The organism is Nocardia sp. GP40 (genome assembly GCF_050434125.1).
Classification (GTDB): Bacteria; Actinomycetota; Actinomycetes; order Mycobacteriales; family Mycobacteriaceae; genus Nocardia; species Nocardia albiluteola.
Window position 1 is genome coordinate 67,813 of sequence record NZ_JBNPVW010000005.1, and the last position, 16,146, is coordinate 83,958.

Genomic DNA, 16,146 nt, shown 5'->3' on the forward strand with positions numbered 1-16,146 from the left:
CCGCAGGCCAGAGAGGCGCGCGGGGTATCACCGTCTGGTCAGCAGGGTCTCGACTCGACCGCCGTCGACGACCACGGCATCGTCGTCGGTGAGGGCCCAGTGTGCGACGCCCTCGCCGCGGTAGGTCTCGGCGATCCGGTCGCAGACTCCGTCGGGGTCGGTGTCGGCGGAGCCGACGTGCGGGACGATGCGACGGTCCACCAATCCGAGTCCGTCCCAGCGGGTTTCGATTCCACAGGCGGGCAGCACCTCGGCCGGATCGTCGGCGGGCTCGAGGCCGTGCAGATCGGGGGTGAGCAGGCAGGCGCCCGCGCTGTATCCCGCGTAGGCCAGCGCGTCCTCGGCCAGCAGCGCGGGCAGCACCAGGTCCGCTCCGCTGCGGGCGAATTGGGCGCGCAGCACGAAGGTATTGCCGCCACGGACCCACATCAGGGGATAACCGCGCAGCTTTCGTTCCAGCTCGCCGGTGCGGCCGAGGTAGTCGCGCAGGTCCACCACCTCGGGGCGGAAACCCAACCGGCGCAACGGTGTCAGGTCGCTGGTCACCGCGCTCGACCAGGCCGCGGGCCAGGCGTCGCAGGCGTTCGGGATCACCGCCACCGGACCCGGCTCGCCGGTCAGCGCGGCGAACCGGTCGTAGTGGGCCCCGAATCGATAGCTGGACAGGAACAGCCGCATCGGCGTCAGATGGTGAAGCGCAACGTGTCTGCCAGCCGGTTGCCCAGGTCGCGATCGCCGGCGACGGTGATCTCGGCCGAATGCTCTGCGACGGTGGTCCTTCCGCCCCGGAGCCGGGCGAACAGGCCGCACGGCATCTCGACCGTCACCGTGGCGGGGCCGTCGAACTCGTCGACGAGGTTCGCGCGCCCGTCGACCTGTAGATGTAGGGCGCGGCCCGCGGGGCCGGTGAGCGCGAAGGTGATTCGCGAACCATCCGGCGCCTGCGCGCCCTTGACCACCGCACGCCCGAGACCGCCGGTGAGCTCGGCGAAGGCGATCTCGGCGCGCGGACCACCCTCGTCCACCCGGACCCCGAGCGCATCGGCGATATCGAGTTCGTGCATCCAGCAGTCGAACAGCCGGACCCGCATGAAGCGGGAATAGGGCACGGTGCCGACGGGTGAGGGGCTGGGCGTCTCCCACTGCTCGTCGGTCATGCCGGTCAGCATCGCGCGGCGGCGGTCGGTGATCTCGGTGAACTTCGCCAGCAGCTGTTCGCCCGTCAGCGGCCGCAGCGCGGCGACCCAGGCCTCGTTGAGGGCGCCGATCTCGTTGTGCACGTACTCCAGTGCCGACAGGTCGCCGTCGTGTTTCGGCGTCGGCTCGCCCAGCAGCATGGATTCGGTGCCGACCACGTGGGCGAGCACATCGAAGACGGTCCAGCCGGGCAGTGCGGTCGGTGTGCGCCAGCGCTTTTCGTCGAGGCCGGTGACGAGGCGGGCCAGCGCATCCCACTGATCCGACAGCGCGGTGGTGTAGGTGCTGCGTTCGGTCATGCCTTCGATTCCTTGTCTCGAGTGTCCGATGGTCCCGCGGGCTCTTCGGTATCGAGCCGGGCCAGGCCGGTGCGGATGGCCGCGGCCGTGGCTGCCCGATCGGGCTGGCGGCCCACCCGGCCGCGAAACAGGAAGCCGGTGGCGAAGGTCCGGATATCCCCGTTCCGACGCGGCACCACGTGCAGGTGAACATGGTGCACGGTCTGGAACGCCGACTTGCCGTCGTTGAGGATCAGATTCGCGCCGTCGGACCCGAGTGGGCTGCGCCGCAACGCCTTTGCCAGCCGATGGCCCAGGGCGAACACCCGCGCGCCCAGCGCGGCGTCGAGATCGTCGAGGGTGCCCGCGTGGCGCTTGGGGATCACCAGGGTGTGGCCGCGGGCGATGGGCCGGATATCGAGGAACGCGCACAGCGTGTCGTCCTCGTAGACGGTCGTGGCCGGGGCGGCGCCCGCGACGATCCGGCAGAACACGCAGTCGTCCCCGGCCGTGCCCTGCCGGCGCTCGGTTGCCGCGCGCTCCGTGACCATGCGGGTGACATTACGGTGTACAAGCCCTGGAGGACACCCCCGTCCCGCCGCGCGTCGGAGGCGGGTACGGAACATCGCCGGGACGGTACGGGTTTCGTAGGGGTGTCTCGAGATCCGGTCGAACCGGGACAGCATGTGAGATTGATCTCGGTTACGCTCAGCCTGGAGCCGTTAAGGTTGCCTAACTCAAAACTTACCAAGGAGTAAGTTTCGAGACCGTGTGCGGCCCGAGCGGCCCGCAGGTGTGAAACCGTCACTAGTGAGGATGTTGACCAGTGGAGACTACGCATAGCGGCGTCGACGCAGCGCCACCCGAGGGTGAGGGGAGCGCCCCGCAGCACACGCGTGTCGGGGTGGTGCGGGAGTCCACCCCGGACGAGCGCCGTGTCGCGTTGGTGCCGAAGATCATTCCGAGCCTGGTCAAGCATGGCGTACAGGTGATCATCGAGTCCAGCGCGGGAGCGGGCGCGCTGATCCCGGATGCGGCCTACCTCGAGGCCGGTGCGTCGATCGGCGATCCCTGGACCGCGGATGTGGTCGTCAAGGTGGCCCCGCCCAGCGACGCCGAGATCGCGAAACTGTCTGCGGGGCAGACCCTCATCGGCTTCCTCGCACCGCGCAACGCCGACAACAAGATCGGTGCACTGCGCGAGGCGGGCGTGCAGGCCTTTGCGGTGGAGGCGATTCCGCGTATCTCGCGCGCACAGGTCATGGATGCGCTGTCCTCCCAGGCGAATGTGGCCGGGTACAAGGCGGTGCTGCTCGCGGCCTCGGAGTCCACACGCTTCTTCCCGATGCTCACCACCGCGGCGGGCACGGTCAAGCCCGCGACGGTGCTTGTGCTCGGCGTGGGTGTAGCCGGCCTGCAGGCGTTGGCCACGGCCAAGCGCCTCGGCGGGCGCACCACCGGCTACGACGTGCGGCCCGAGGTCGCCGATCAAGTGCGTTCGGTGGGCGCGCAGTGGCTGGATCTGGGTATCGACGCTGCCGGTGAGGGCGGTTACGCCCGCGAGCTCACCGAGGAGGAGCGGGCTCAGCAGCAGCAGGCGCTGGAGAACGCGATCAAGGGCTTCGACGTGGTGATCACGACCGCGCTCGTGCCCGGGCGTCCCGCACCGCGCCTGGTGACCGCCGCCGCCGTGGAGGGCATGAAGCCCGGCAGCGTCATCGTGGACATGGCCGGAGAGACCGGCGGCAACTGCGAGCTCACCGAGCCCGGCAAAACCGTTGTCGTGCACGATGTCACGATCGCCTCCCCTCTGAATCTGCCCGCCACCATGCCCGAGCACGCCAGCGAGCTGTATTCGAAAAACATTGCGGCCCTGCTGGAATTGATGCTCGTCGACGGAAAGCTGGCGCCCGACTTCGGCGATCAGGTGCTCGCCGACTCCTGCGTCACCCGAGAAGGGTAATTGATGTATACCGCGCCACATGCGAAAAGCTGGATGCCCTCTGAGGAGGATTACTGATGTACACCGAACTTCTGGCCAACATAGCGATCCTCGTGCTGTCCGGCTTCGTCGGCTTCGCGGTGATCTCCAAGGTACCCAACACCCTGCACACCCCACTCATGTCCGGCACCAACGCCATTCACGGCATTGTCGTGCTGGGCGCGCTGGTGACCCTGGGCAATGTGCAGCATCCATCGGTGCTCACTCAGATAATCCTGTTCGTCGCCGTCGTCTTCGGAACCCTCAACGTCATCGGTGGATTCGTGGTCACGGACCGGATGCTGGGCATGTTCAAGGGCAAAAAGGCTGCCCCGAAAGAGGCGGGTAAGTGATGCACACCTTCGACAACATCAGCTATCTGGTCAACGGCCTCTACATCATCGCGTTCGCGCTGTTCATCTACGGCCTGATGGGCCTGACCGGACCCAAGACCGCGGTGCGCGGCAACCTGATCGCCGCGGTCGGCATGTTCATCGCGGTGGTCGCGACACTGATCTCGGTGCGGCACACCAGCAATTGGATCCTGATCATCGCGGGCATCGTCGTCGGCGTGCTGCTGGGCGTGCCGCCCGCGCGGTTTACCAAGATGACCGCGATGCCGCAGCTGGTGGCCGCGTTCAACGGCGTCGGCGGCGGCACGGTCGCGCTGATCGCGTGGTCGGAATTCATCAACTCCCACGGCTTTTCGCACTTCGACGAGCAGCCCACGGTGCACATCGTGGTCGGCTCGCTGTTCGCGGCGATCATCGGATCGGTGTCGTTCTGGGGTTCGCTCATCGCCTTCGGCAAGCTGCAGGAGATCCTGCCCGGCCGCCCCATGGGCGTCGGAAAGCTGCAGCAGCCGCTGAACCTGCTGCTGTTCGCCGGCGCGGTCGCCAGTGCGGTGGTGATCGGCGTCGGCGCGACGAATCACGGTGTGTCACAGCTGTGGATGATCGCGGTGCTGGTGCTGGCCGGGGTGCTCGGGCTGATGGTGGTGCTGCCGATCGGCGGCGCCGACATGCCGGTGGTGATCTCGCTGCTCAACGCCCTGACCGGACTGTCCGCCGCGGCAGCGGGTCTGGCGCTGAACAACACCGCGATGATCGTGGCGGGCATGATCGTGGGCGCCTCGGGTTCGATCCTGACCAACCTGATGGCCAAGGCGATGAACCGGTCCATCCCGGCGATCGTCGCGGGCGGATTCGGCGGCGGCGGAACGGCTCCCAGCGCGGGCAGCGGAGAACAGAAGCAGGCCAAGGCGACCAGCGCCGCGGACGCCGCTATCCAGATGGCGTACGCCAACCAGGTCATCGTCGTACCCGGCTACGGCATGGCCGTGGCCCAGGCCCAGCACGCGGTCAAGGAGATGGCCTCGCTGCTCGAGGCCAAGGGCGTGGAGGTCAAGTACGCCATTCATCCGGTCGCGGGCCGCATGCCGGGGCATATGAATGTGCTGCTGGCCGAGGCCGAGGTCTCCTACGACGCACTCAAGGAGATGGACGACATCAACGGCGAATTCTCCCGCACCGACGTGGCGCTGGTGATCGGCGCCAACGACGTCACCAACCCGGCCGCGCGGGAGGACTCCTCCAGCCCGATCTACGGCATGCCGGTGCTGAACGTCGACCAGGCGAAATCGGTTATCGTGCTGAAGCGTTCGATGAACTCCGGCTTCGCGGGCATCGACAACCCGCTTTTCTACGCCGACCACACCTCGATGCTGTTCGGCGACGCGAAGAAGTCCGTCGGCGCCGTCACCGAGGAACTGAAGGCGCTGTAGAGGAAAGAGCGCGGCGGCGCGCACCGGTGGAATCCGGTGCGCGCCGCCGCTGTTTCCTGTCCCAGCGTCTATCCCGCCATCCGGGTCAACGCAGTTGCGATCGTGCGGTGGGGGCAAGTCTGAGATGTTGTGGCGGGGCGTTGAGCCGATGGGTCAGATCCGAGAGCACCTGTCTCTGCGAGCCGTTGGGTTGTGAGAGTTGTCGCTCGTGGTCGCGGCGATGATCGGAGTCGGCGAACACCGCCAGCCAGACGAAGACGTTCTCATCTGTTCGCACCGGTAGCGCGGGGTAGGTGTTGGGCGCCGGCTCGGTGCTCAGGTAGGCTACCGGCGGGGCCGCGGTCTCGGCCATCATCGGTTTCACGTGCTGTTCGAAGAAGGCGGCGAAGTCCTCGCCTGAAATGGCCGGGTGATAGATGGTCAGCGTGACTCGGGAGTTCGGCAGCGTGTCGGCATCGAGCGCGGGGCGTGCACTCGACAGCGTGAACCCGGACTCGGATCGGGCGGGGCGCAGTAGTAGAACGTTGTCGGTATCGAGCATGGTGGCTCCGGCGGCGGAACGATGTGTTCGCCATGCGGCTCCATGGATATAAAACGCGGTCAACGCCTCTCGGCGGGCGTTCATATCGGGGAATCCGCGAATCCACACGAACCGGTCGGGGTCGTCCTCGTCGCGAAACTGGCCGATCACGCGAATACCCGCTTCCTCCTGGGTTTCCACGAACTCGCGGTCGAACAGGTCGATCAGCACGTCACGCTGTCCCGGGTGCACGGTGTACTGCCGCAACTCGAAGACATTCAAGCTGTTCATGATTCTGGATCATGCCGACGTGGCCCACACAGCCGCGAGTGGCAGGGCTTCCAATATTCGCACTATTTCTGCCAAGTAGGTTGACGTCGTGGAGAATCCCGGGTCGGTCGCTGTGGCCATGATCGATGACATGCCTCTGTTCGAGTTGGCCATCGCCTGCGAAGTGTTCGGACCGAAACGAACAGACCTCGCCGACCCCTGGTACGACCTACACCTGTGCGCGGCGAATCCGGGTGGCACTCGCAGCGAATTCGGCTTCCTACAGCGTGCGGATCACGGCCTGGCGGAGCTGGCGGCCGCGGACACGGTGATCGTGCCGGCGCTGCCGTATGCGTGTGTCCAGTCGGGCTTGCCCATTCCGCCGGCGCTGATCGACGCGGTTCGGGCGGCGGCCGGCGCGGGGGCTCGGATCGTCTCGCTGTGCACCGGATCATTCGTTCTGGCCGCCGCGGGACTATTGGACGGACGGCGGGCGGCGACTCATTGGATGTATGCCGCTACCCTGGCGATGCTGCACCCTCTGGTGCAGGTGGATGCCTCCGCCCTCTACGTCGATGACGGTGATGTGCTCACCAGCGCAGGCCGCAGCGCCGGCATCGATCTGTGTCTGCACGTGGTGCGTTCGGACCTCGGTGCGCAGGTCGCCAACCAGGTGGCCCGTCGTATGGTGCTGCACGCTCACCGGGCCGGGGGCCAGTCCCAGTACGTCAGCGTGCCGGTTCCCGAGACCGACGACGCCGGACTGAGCCCGCTGCTGCATTGGGCCGCAGAGCATCTCGCACAGCCGCTGACCGTGGATATCCTGGCACGCCGAGCCGGGTTGAGCGCCCGGACCTTCGTGCGGCGGTTCCACGATGCGACGGCCACGACCCCGCTGCAGTGGTTGCTCACCCAACGTGTCATCTATGCGCGAAACCTGCTCGAATCCACCGATCTGACGGTGGAACAGATCAGCGAGCGCAGCGGGCTGGGCTCGGCGGCGAACCTGCGCCGCCACTTCAGCGTCCACCTGGGTGTGACACCTACCCAGTATCGCCGCGCATTCCACACGACCGCGTGATCACGCGTCGCTTCCGAACCTTCCCGCTACGCGCTCAATCCTGCTGCGCGGCAGGCGGTTCCTTGGCTGAGAGGCGATGCATCGCGGACTTGAGCCACGTGCGCCACACCTCGGGATCGGCGTCGTCGCCGAGCATGAAGCGCCCGTACTGCGACATCGCCTCCTTGTAGTTGATCATCGAGGTCATCAGCGCCAGCAGATAGGCGGGCGGGATGTCGTCGCGCACGACGCCCCGGCGCTGCGCGTCGTCCATCGCGCCGACCTTGTCCCGGTAGCGGCCCGCGCGGGCCGCGCCAGCCGCGATCTCGTCCGGGCCCAGCTCCAACGCCTCCCACATCTGCAGGCGCAGGAATTCGGGGTGGTCGCGGTGGTAGTCCAGGTGGGCATCGACCCAGGCGTCGACATCGTCCATGTCGACGGGCACCGCGTCGGCGACGTCGAGCATCACCTTCTCCAGTACCTGCCGGAACAACTGCTGCTTGTCGCCGAAGTAGGCGTAGATCAGCTGCTTGTTGGCGCTGGCGTTGCGGGCGATGCGGTCGACCCGGGCGCCGGCGATGCCGTACGCGGCGAACTCGCTGATGGCCGCGTCGAAGATGCGGGCCTTGGTGGCCTCGGGATCGCGTGCGGCTGCCATGCGCTCGATTCTAACCAACCGAACGGTTGACAAGTCCCGAGCAGGGCGGAATAGTTTCAACCAACCGGTTAGTTACAGACTTCGCGAGGGCGCAACCCTCCGCTCCCACGGCGCAGCGCGGCGCCGCAACAATTCCGCCGATTCCTGGAGCTCGACGTGTCGACGATCGAAAGTCCCACCGTCCCAACACCTTCCACCACCCCCGGCAACGCGGCACGGTCCACCACGCACGTCGGCGAACCCGAGCCGTTCGCCGCCCGCTGGCGCGTGCTTCCCGTCGTGCTCAGCGCCATGTTCATGGCGATGTTCGACTGGTTCGTGGTCAATGTCGCGGCCTCCTCGCTGCAGCACGACCTGCACACCGGCCAGTCGGCGCTCGAACTGATCGTCGGCGGCTACGGCTTCGCCTTCGCCTCGGCCCTGATCACCGGCGGGCGCCTCGGCGACCTGCACGGACACCGCCGGATGTTCATCCTGGGCATGCTCGCGTTCGGCGCGGCCTCGCTGCTGTGCGGCCTGGCCCCGAATTCCTGGTCGCTGGTGGCCTTCCGCATCCTGCAGGGCGGCACCGCGGCGCTGATGGTGCCGCAGCTGCTGGCGCTGATCAACACGCTGTTCCCGGTCGCCGAGCGGCCCCGCGCGATGGCGGCCTACGGCGCGACCATCGGCCTGGGCGCGGTCGCGGGACAGGTGGGCGGCGGAGTGCTGCTCGATGCGAACCTGTTCGGATGGGGCTGGCGGACCATCTTCTACATCAATGTCCCCGTCGGGCTGGCCGCCGCCGCGCTGGCCGCACGCTGGCTACCCGGGCACGAGGTCACGTCCCGTCCGAAGCTGGATCCCGTTGGTGCACTCGGCATCTCGGCCGCGCTGGCGCTGATTCTGGTGCCCGTGACCGTCGGCCGCCCCGAGGGCTGGCCGCTGTGGACCTGGCTCTGCATGGCCGCGGCCGCGCCGGTACTGCTGCTCACCCTGCGCTACGAGACGCTGCTGGCCCGCCGGGGCGGCGAACCGGTGCTGGACATGGAGATGATGCGCGGGCGCGTGTTCCGCTCGGGAATGCTCATCGGCGGCGGCTACCTGACGTTCTTCGCCGGATTCATGCTGTGCCTGACCCTGCTGCTGCAGGACGGGCTCGGATTGTCACCGCTGCGTGCGGGATTGGCGTTCGCGCCGCTGGGCCTGTGCTTCGCGGGCAGCTCGTTCTTCCTGGCCCGCCGCGTGTCCGACCGGATCGGCAACCGGGTCATGGTGGCCGGGGTCGGCGCGGGACTGCTGGGCTGCCTGGTGATCCTGGCCGTGCTGACCGTCTTCGGCCGCAATGTGTCTGTGCTGGAGCTCATTCCGGGCATGATGATCGTCGGCACCGGCAACGGGCTGACCCTGCCGTCGGTGATCGGCGCGGTGCTGTCCTCGGGCATCGCACCGCGACAGGCCGGAATGGCGGCCGGGGCGCTGACCACCTCGCAGCAGTTCGGAAACGCCATCGGCGCAACGATTCTCGGCACCACATTCTTCGCGGCGCTGGGTTCGGGAACCGGACGCGGGGACTACGTGGCCGCGATGCAGGCCGCCGCGCTGGTCGGCGTCGTGGTGCTGGTGATCGCGATATGGGCAGCCGCCCGCCTCCCCGCGACTTCAGCGTGACGTTGCCTGCCCGGAGACTTGCTGGAGCGGGCCGCCGGATGGCGGCCCGCTCCAGGTGGGCGGACGGCGCCACGCCGCTTGCATCGGCGGCCGTCGGTTCAGCAACCACCCGGCGTGCGTCTCTGCTACAGATACAGCCCGGTGCCGTGCTCGGTGCGCTCGTTGGCCACCGCATGCAGGTCGCGTTCGCGCATGACCAGATACGCCTGCCCCTGTACCTCGACCTCGAACTGCTCGTCGGCGCTGTACAGCACCCGATCGCCCACCTCGACGCTGCGCACGTGCGACCCGACGCCACACACCTCACCCCAGGTGAGCCGCTTGGCCACCTGCGCGGTCGCCGGAATCAGAATGCCGCCGCTACTGCGCCGCTCCCCAGACTCCGGGGTCTCACGCACCATCACCCGGTCGTGCAGCATCTGGATCTCGAGCTTCGATTCGGACACTCGCGGAGTCTAGCTGTTCCGCCTCTCCGCGACTTCAGCGTGCCGCTGCTTACCACCAAGGTTGCTCGTCGGGCCGGCGGATGACGGCTGCTCACCTTCGCCACTCGCTAGTGTGGGCATCGTGCGGGCCGCGTAGTTTCGTGAGGTGGACGTGAACACTCTCGCAGCACTACTCCCCGACGGCACCCTGGTCACCGATCCCGACATTCTGGCGGGCTACCGCCAGGACCGGGCCCTGGATCCCGACGCGGGCACGGCACTGGCGCTGGTCCGTCCCACCACCACCGAGCAGGTCTCCACCGTGCTGCGCTGGGCGCACGAGCGGCGGGTTCCGGTGGTGCCGCGGGGCGCGGGCACGGGGCTGTCCGGCGGGGCCACCGCCCAGGACGGCGCGCTGCTGCTGAGCACCGAGCGGATGCGCGCGATCACCGTGGATCCGGTCACCCGAACAGCGATCACCCAGCCGGGCCTGCTGAACGCGGAGGTCAAGCGCGCGGTCGCCGAGCACGGCCTGTGGTATCCGCCCGACCCGTCCTCGTTCGAGATCTGCTCGATCGGCGGCAACGCGGCCACCAACGCCGGCGGGCTGTGCTGCGTGAAGTACGGCGTCACAGCCGATTACGTGCTCGGTATGGAGGTGGTGCTGGCCGACGGCACGGTGGTACGCCTGGGCGGGCCGCGCCTGAAGGATTCGGCCGGGCTCTCGCTGACCAAGCTGTTCGTCGGCAGCGAGGGCACCCTGGGCATCATCACCGAGCTCACCCTGCGCCTGCTGCCCGTGCAGCCGCGCCAGAGCACGGTCGTGGCTACGTTCGCCACACTCGAGGCGGCCACCGCGGCGATTCTGGCCATCACCGCGCGGCTGCGGCCCTCGATGCTGGAATTCATGGATGCGGTGGCCATCAACGCCGTCGAGGACGAGCTGCGCATGGACCTGGACCGCACCGCCGCCGCGATGCTTGTCGCCCGCTCCGACGCGCCCGGCGAATACGCCGTCGCCGAGGCCGCGTTGATGGTGGCCGCCTGCGAGAACGCCGGAGCCAGTGAGGTATTCAGCACCGAGGATCCCGAGGAGGGCGAGGCCTTCACCGCCGCACGGCGGTTCGCCATTCCGGCCGTCGAGCGCAAGGGCACCCTGCTGCTCGAGGACGTCGGCGTCCCGCTGCCGCGCCTGGGCGAATTGGTCTCCGGCGTCGCCGATATCGCCGCGCGGCGCGAGGTGCTGATCTCGGTGATCGCGCACGCCGGGGACGGCAACGCCCATCCGCTGATCGTGCACGATCCGCACGACGCCGACGAGACCGCGCGCGCCCACCTGGCCTTCGGGGAGGTGATGGAGCTGGCGATCGCGCTGGGCGGCACCATCACCGGCGAGCACGGCGTCGGGCGCCTGAAGAAGGCCTGGCTGCCCGATCAGCTCGGCCCCGACGTGATGGCGCTGACGCGGCGCATCAAGGACGCCCTGGATCCGCACGGCATCCTCAACCCTGGCGCGGTGCTGTAGCGAGGCACATGCGGCCGGGTACATTTCAGCAATTCCGAAATACCCTCGCCTGATCCGGAACAACCCCTATCGGCAAGGAGTTTCACCTGATATGACGACGGAATCACCCCGCCCGGCCGAACGCAGCGCCGCGCCGTCACCCCGGTTCGAGCACAACGTCGCCGACACCCGCTACGAGATCTACTTCGACGACACCCTCGCCGGATACGCCGACTACAGCGAGCGCGCCGCCGGTGGCCGGCGAACCCGCGATTTCCAGCACACCCTGACGTTTCCGGAATTCCGCGGCCACGGGGTGGCCGCGCAGGTCGTCGAATACGCCCTGCGAGACTCCCGGGAGGCGGGCTTCTCCGTCGTCCCCACGTGCTGGTACGTGGAGAAGTTCATCGCCGAGCATCGCGAATACGCCGATCTGGTCCGGTGACGGACCGCCAGGGGGCGCGGCGCCAGACCGAGAACTGGCAGTCGCTGGTGCTGGCCAGGGCCTGGGTCACCCTCCGGTCGTCGAAATTCGGTAGCGCCCGCAGCCGTGGCAGCAGTGCGGGATTCGCCGCCGAATAGGGCACCACACAACCGTTTCCCTTCGTCCCGATCAGCACGAAGAACATCGCCTCGGCGAACGGCCCGTCCGCCGTGGTGATGACGCGGACCTCGCAGAGCTCACGCCAGAGCACCTCTTCGACACGTCCGTTGTCCAACGTGCGCCGGACGAACATGTCGTTGATCTCGACTCCGGCCATGCCTCAATAGTGCTCCGTGCGAGCCCGGTTTGATAGACCCGAATTCGCCCGATTGCGACTGTATTCGCATATGCAAGAACACATCTGGCCGGCCCTATTACGGACCGGCCAGAAGGGAGCTACTTTTCAGTTCTCAGCGCAGCAGGGCCCGCGACATCACAAGTCGCTGAATCTGGTTCGTGCCCTCGTAGATCTGGGTGATCTTCGCGTCGCGCATCATCCGTTCCACCGGGAAGTCGGTGGTGTACCCGGCGCCGCCGAACAACTGCACGGCATTGGTGGTGACCTCCATCGCCACATCCGACGCGAAACATTTGGCGGCCGCGGAAATGAACCCGAGGTTCTTCTCGCCCCGCTCGGCGCGCGCGGCGGAGGTGTAGACCATCAGGCGCGCGGCCTCCACCTTCATCGCCATGTCCGCGAGCATGAACTGGGTGTTCTGGAAGTCGGCGATGGACTTGCCGAACTGCTTGCGATCCTTGGTGTAGGCGATCGCGGCGTCCAGGGCGCCCTGGGCGAGGCCGACAGCCTGCGCGCCGATGGTCGGGCGGGTGTGGTCGAGGGTCTCGAGCGCGGTCTTGAAGCCGGTGCCCTCCGCGCCGATCATGCGGTCGCCGGGGATGCGGCAGTTCTCGAAATACAGTTCCGCGGTGGGCGAGCCCTTGATGCCCAGCTTGTGCTCCAGCGGGCCGACGACGAAGCCCTCGTCGTCGAGGTGGACCATGAACGCGGAGATGCCGTTGGCGCCCTTCTCGGGGTCGGTCACGGCCATCACGGTGTACCAGCTGGACTTGCCGCCGTTGGTGATCCAGCACTTGGAGCCGTTGATCACCCAGTCGTCGCCGTCGCGGCGGGCGCGGGTGCGCATGCCGGCCGCGTCGGAGCCCGCCTCGCGCTCGGACAGCGCGTAGGAGGCCATCTTGCCGTCGACGATGTCGGGCAGCACCTGCTTCTTGAGCTCCTCGGAGCCCTTGAGGATCAGGCCCATGGTGCCCAGCTTGTTGACCGCCGGGATCAGCGAGGACGAACCGCAGACGCGGGCGACCTCCTCGATAACGATGCAGGTCGCGACCGAATCCGCACCCTGGCCGCCGTAGGCGTCGGGCACGTGCACGGCGTTGAAACCGGCCGCGTTGAGCGCGTCGAGGGCCTCCTGCGGGAATCGGGAGTGCTCGTCGACATCCTTGGCGTGCGGGGAGATTTCCTTCTCGGCCAGGCCGCGGATCGCCTCCCGCAGCTCGTTGTGGACATCGTCCAGCTTGAACAGATCGAAATCGGGATTACCCGCCATGGGTCTTCTCCTGGTCGTCGGTCGGGATCGCCTGTTTCGCGAATCTCCAGCTCCACGGCACTCAGTGCCAGTCGTCATCGAGTATACAACGCCAGGTCGCGCCTACGTGCCCGGATGTGCCGTCTTTCACGTGGCACCGAGTGTCATCGACTGAAATATGTCCGACCTCACAGACTACCGAGACGATGCGCGATCAGATCGGCAACCTGCCCGGGCGGCAGCTGCCGCGGGAAGACCGCGACGACCATCTCCCCGGCCGGATCGCCGCCCGCGCGGCCCCCGCGCGCGATCCCCGCCAGCGCCGCGCGCAAATCCACCGTCCCCGCCTCGGCCCGGCCGCGGACCATGCGCCGCAGCAGATAGTTGTGGGTCGCGGTGACCGCCGCCGAGAACTGGATCAGCACCAGATCGTTCTCCTGCGGCAGCGCCTCGCGCAGATAGTCGGTGAACAGCCGCTCGTACCGGAACACCGTGACGATCTCCCGATCCCGCAGCGCGGGCACCTGCCGCACCACCCGATACCGCCGCGCAGCCAATTCCCTTGTCCGCGTGAATCTCTCGAAGATGCCGACGATGGCCTCGCACACCGCGTCCCACGGATCCCCCTGCGCGGCGTCCAGATCCGCCCGAGCCTGCGCCAATTGCGCCTCGTGATCGGCGAATACGACATCCTCCTTGGCCCGGAACTGCCGGAAGAAGGTCCGTCGCGAGATCCCCGCCGCCTCGGCGATCTCGTCCACCGTCGTCGCCTCGTACCCCTTGTCGGCGAACAGCCGCAGCGCGTGATCGACGACGGCCAGGCGGAATCGAGCCTGGTCGTCGTCGGAGCGGGCGCGGGTCATGTCATCGGAGGGCGCTCCCCCGCCTCCCCGAGACTTCAGCGTGCCGTTGCTTGCTGCGAGACCTGCTTGTCGGGCCGGAGGCTGACGGCCCGCTCCGGTTGGGCCCGTCCCCGGCAAGTTACCCATGTACTCGCGAAATCAGTCGGCAAGTTGACATACCCGAATCATCCCATTAGGCGGGCACGGAGCGTCGCGTCCTTTTCCAGCACCATGTTCTCCAGCCCGGCCTGGAACTGTTCCATGTGGGTGCGCAGCGCCGGGTCGGCCGCGGCGAGGATGCGCACAGCCAGCAGTCCCGCGTTGCGGGCGCCGCCGATGGAGACCGTCGCGACCGGGACGCCCGCGGGCATCTGCACGATCGACAACAGCGAGTCCATGCCGTCGAGATACTTCAGCGGGACCGGCACGCCGATCACCGGAAGGGCGGTAGCCGAGGCGACCATGCCCGGCAGGTGCGCCGCGCCGCCGGCGCCCGCGATGATCACCTGGATGCCGCGCCCGGCCGCGCCGCGGGCGTAGTCGAGCATCCGCTGCGGGGTGCGGTGCGCGGAGACGACACCGACCTCGAAGCGAATTCCGAACTCCGCCAACGCTTCCGCCGCGGCCTCCATCGTCGGCCAGTCGGAGTCGCTGCCCATGATCAGGCCGACCTGCGGCCCGGCGCCGGCGTTCGAAACCTCAGTGCTCACCGTGGGGATCCCATCCGTCGGTCCATACCGCGTGCGACATCCAGTGCGCCGCGCGCTCGGCCTTCTCCCGCACCTGTGCCATGTCGTCGCCGAGGACGTTGATGTGGCCGATCTTCCGGTGCGGACGCTCACCCTTGCCGTACAGGTGCACCCGGGCCTCGGGCATCCGGGCGAACAGATGATGCAGCCGCTCGTCCATCGACATGTCCGGGGCCACCGGCGCGCCGAGAATGTTCGCCATCACCGTCACCGGCGCGAGCGGGCTCGTGTCGCCGAGCGGATAGTCCAGCACGGCCCGCAGATGCTGCTCGAACTGACCGGTGACCGCGCCGTCCATCCCCCAGTGCCCGGAGTTGTGCGGGCGCATCGCGAGCTCGTTGATCAGCAGTTCGCCGTCGTCGGTCTCGAACAGCTCGACCGCCATCACGCCGGTGACGCCCAGCTCCGCGGCCAACCGCAGCGCCAGCGATTCCGCGCGCGTGGCCAGCTCCCGCGACAGGTCCGGGGCCGGGGCGATCACCACCGCGCACTGCCCGTCGCGCTGCACCGTCTCCACCACCGGCCACACCGCGGCCTGTCCGAAGGGCGAGCGCGCGACCATCGCCGAGAGCTCCCGGCGCAGCCGCACCTTCTGCTCGGCCAGCAGCGAAACCCCGTGCGCCAGCTGATCTTTCACGACGGGCTCGACCTCGGCGGCGGTATCGGCCATCCACACGCCGCGGCCGTCGTACCCGCCGCGCACGGCCTTGATCACCACCGGCCAGCCGTGCTCGTCACCGAACCGCACGGCGTCGGCGACCGATTCCACCTCGGTGAAGGCGGGGATCGGCTCGCCGAACTCGGCCAGCCTGCGCCGCATCGCCAGCTTGTCCTGCGCGTAGATCAGCGCGGTCGGCGGCGGCTGCACGTTCACGCCCTCGGCGATCAGCGCCTCGAGGTGCTCGGTCGGCACGTGCTCGTGATCGAAGGTCAGCACGTGCGATCCGACCGCGGCCTTGCGCAGCGCCGTCAGATCGGTGTGCGAGCCCAGCACCGTGTCGGGAGTCACCTGCGCGGCCGGGTCGTCGGGGCGTTCGGCCAGCACCCGCAGCCGCTGACCCAGCGCGATCGCGGCCTGATGCGTCATGCGCGCGAGTTGGCCACCACCGATCATGGTCACGGTCGGCATGCCCGAATTGTCGAAGGAACGGGACGTCACGAGCCATAATGGTGTCATGGGCACTTCCCGGCGATCGCGAGC

At 68.0% G+C, this 16,146-nt stretch carries 18 protein-coding genes; 7 read left to right on the forward strand and 11 right to left on the reverse strand.

The features are described 5' to 3' along the window. Window positions 1–27: 27 nt before the first annotated feature. From ABH933_RS16755 to ABH933_RS16765, 3 genes are read right to left on the reverse strand one after another with little or no spacing between them, the layout of a single operon-like run. Window positions 28–678: a Type 1 glutamine amidotransferase-like domain-containing protein gene (locus ABH933_RS16755; protein ID WP_429427408.1), complete on the reverse strand. Its 651-nt coding sequence runs from the start codon at window positions 676–678 to the stop codon at window positions 28–30. 5 nt (window positions 679–683) lie between these two features. Next, the gene (locus ABH933_RS16760) at window positions 684–1,496 is read right to left on the reverse strand and encodes a maleylpyruvate isomerase family mycothiol-dependent enzyme (protein WP_429427406.1); all 813 of its coding nucleotides are present in this window, start codon (window positions 1,494–1,496) and stop codon (window positions 684–686) included. Beyond that, window positions 1,493–2,026 carry an HIT family protein gene (locus ABH933_RS16765; protein WP_429427404.1) on the reverse strand — a complete coding sequence of 178 codons (534 nt, stop codon included), beginning with the start codon at window positions 2,024–2,026 and terminating at the stop codon, window positions 1,493–1,495. The genes ABH933_RS16760 and ABH933_RS16765 overlap by 4 nt, the downstream gene beginning before the upstream one ends. A 353-nt stretch (window positions 2,027–2,379) precedes the next feature. Between ABH933_RS16765 and ABH933_RS16770 the strand changes: the two genes are divergently transcribed. Genes ABH933_RS16770 through ABH933_RS16780 form a run of 3 tightly spaced genes read left to right on the forward strand, consistent with a single transcriptional unit; the run spans window position 2,380 to window position 5,239 of the window. Next, window positions 2,380–3,438: a Re/Si-specific NAD(P)(+) transhydrogenase subunit alpha gene (locus tag ABH933_RS16770; protein ID WP_215916723.1), complete on the forward strand. Its 1,059-nt coding sequence runs from the start codon at window positions 2,380–2,382 to the stop codon at window positions 3,436–3,438. Between the two features lie 56 nt (window positions 3,439–3,494). After that, complete coding sequence (locus ABH933_RS16775) at window positions 3,495–3,809, forward strand: NAD(P) transhydrogenase subunit alpha (protein ID WP_215916556.1); 315 nt, start codon at window positions 3,495–3,497, stop codon at window positions 3,807–3,809. Continuing rightward, a complete protein-coding gene (locus tag ABH933_RS16780; protein WP_429427514.1) occupies window positions 3,809–5,239 on the forward strand; it encodes an NAD(P)(+) transhydrogenase (Re/Si-specific) subunit beta in 1,431 nt (476 codons plus the stop codon). The genes ABH933_RS16775 and ABH933_RS16780 overlap by 1 nt, the downstream gene beginning before the upstream one ends. A gap of 85 nt (window positions 5,240–5,324) precedes the next feature. Here the strand turns inward: ABH933_RS16780 and ABH933_RS16785 are convergent, their stop codons facing one another. Then, window positions 5,325–6,050, reverse strand: a complete 726-nt coding sequence (locus tag ABH933_RS16785; RefSeq protein WP_429427401.1) for an NIPSNAP family protein — start codon at window positions 6,048–6,050, stop codon at window positions 5,325–5,327. A gap of 130 nt (window positions 6,051–6,180) precedes the next feature. On the opposite strand from ABH933_RS16785, the gene ABH933_RS16790 reads away from it, so the two are divergent. Continuing rightward, entirely contained in the window at window positions 6,181–7,110 is a 930-nt protein-coding gene (locus ABH933_RS16790; RefSeq protein ID WP_429427399.1) for a helix-turn-helix domain-containing protein, read from the forward strand. A gap of 34 nt (window positions 7,111–7,144) precedes the next feature. Here ABH933_RS16790 and ABH933_RS16795 read toward each other — a convergent pair whose 3' ends face one another. Then, entirely contained in the window at window positions 7,145–7,747 is a 603-nt protein-coding gene (locus ABH933_RS16795; protein ID WP_429427397.1) for a TetR family transcriptional regulator, read from the reverse strand. A 156-nt stretch (window positions 7,748–7,903) separates the two neighbouring features. Here ABH933_RS16795 and ABH933_RS16800 point away from each other — a divergent pair, with 156 nt between their 5' ends. Next, entirely contained in the window at window positions 7,904–9,394 is a 1,491-nt protein-coding gene (locus ABH933_RS16800; protein ID WP_429427395.1) for an MFS transporter, read from the forward strand. 125 nt (window positions 9,395–9,519) lie between these two features. Here ABH933_RS16800 and ABH933_RS16805 read toward each other — a convergent pair whose 3' ends face one another. Continuing rightward, on the reverse strand, window positions 9,520–9,840 hold the full coding sequence (locus ABH933_RS16805; protein WP_429427393.1) for a GroES family chaperonin: 321 nt from the start codon (window positions 9,838–9,840) through the stop codon (window positions 9,520–9,522). A gap of 145 nt (window positions 9,841–9,985) precedes the next feature. On the opposite strand from ABH933_RS16805, the gene ABH933_RS16810 reads away from it, so the two are divergent. Then, entirely contained in the window at window positions 9,986–11,344 is a 1,359-nt protein-coding gene (locus tag ABH933_RS16810) for an FAD-binding oxidoreductase (RefSeq protein WP_429427391.1), read from the forward strand. A gap of 91 nt (window positions 11,345–11,435) precedes the next feature. Further along, window positions 11,436–11,768: a GNAT family N-acetyltransferase gene (locus ABH933_RS16815; RefSeq protein WP_429427389.1), complete on the forward strand. Its 333-nt coding sequence runs from the start codon at window positions 11,436–11,438 to the stop codon at window positions 11,766–11,768. On the opposite strand, the gene ABH933_RS16820 is transcribed toward ABH933_RS16815, so the two are convergent. The 5 genes from ABH933_RS16820 to ABH933_RS16840 form a co-directional block, all read right to left on the reverse strand. After that, on the reverse strand, window positions 11,728–12,084 hold the full coding sequence (locus ABH933_RS16820) for a hypothetical protein (RefSeq protein ID WP_429427387.1): 357 nt from the start codon (window positions 12,082–12,084) through the stop codon (window positions 11,728–11,730). The genes ABH933_RS16815 and ABH933_RS16820 overlap by 41 nt on opposite strands. A 133-nt stretch (window positions 12,085–12,217) precedes the next feature. Further along, a complete protein-coding gene (locus tag ABH933_RS16825) occupies window positions 12,218–13,375 on the reverse strand; it encodes an acyl-CoA dehydrogenase (protein ID WP_215916548.1) in 1,158 nt (385 codons plus the stop codon). A 167-nt stretch (window positions 13,376–13,542) separates the two neighbouring features. Beyond that, the gene (locus ABH933_RS16830) at window positions 13,543–14,217 is read right to left on the reverse strand and encodes a TetR family transcriptional regulator (protein ID WP_429427384.1); all 675 of its coding nucleotides are present in this window, start codon (window positions 14,215–14,217) and stop codon (window positions 13,543–13,545) included. Window positions 14,218–14,381: 164 nt separating this feature from the next. Further along, the gene (gene purE, locus ABH933_RS16835) at window positions 14,382–14,906 is read right to left on the reverse strand and encodes a 5-(carboxyamino)imidazole ribonucleotide mutase (RefSeq protein WP_429427382.1); all 525 of its coding nucleotides are present in this window, start codon (window positions 14,904–14,906) and stop codon (window positions 14,382–14,384) included. Further along, the gene (locus tag ABH933_RS16840) at window positions 14,896–16,122 is read right to left on the reverse strand and encodes a 5-(carboxyamino)imidazole ribonucleotide synthase (RefSeq protein WP_429427380.1); all 1,227 of its coding nucleotides are present in this window, start codon (window positions 16,120–16,122) and stop codon (window positions 14,896–14,898) included. Before ABH933_RS16840 ends, purE begins: the two co-directional genes overlap by 11 nt. Window positions 16,123–16,146: the final 24 nt, after the last annotated feature.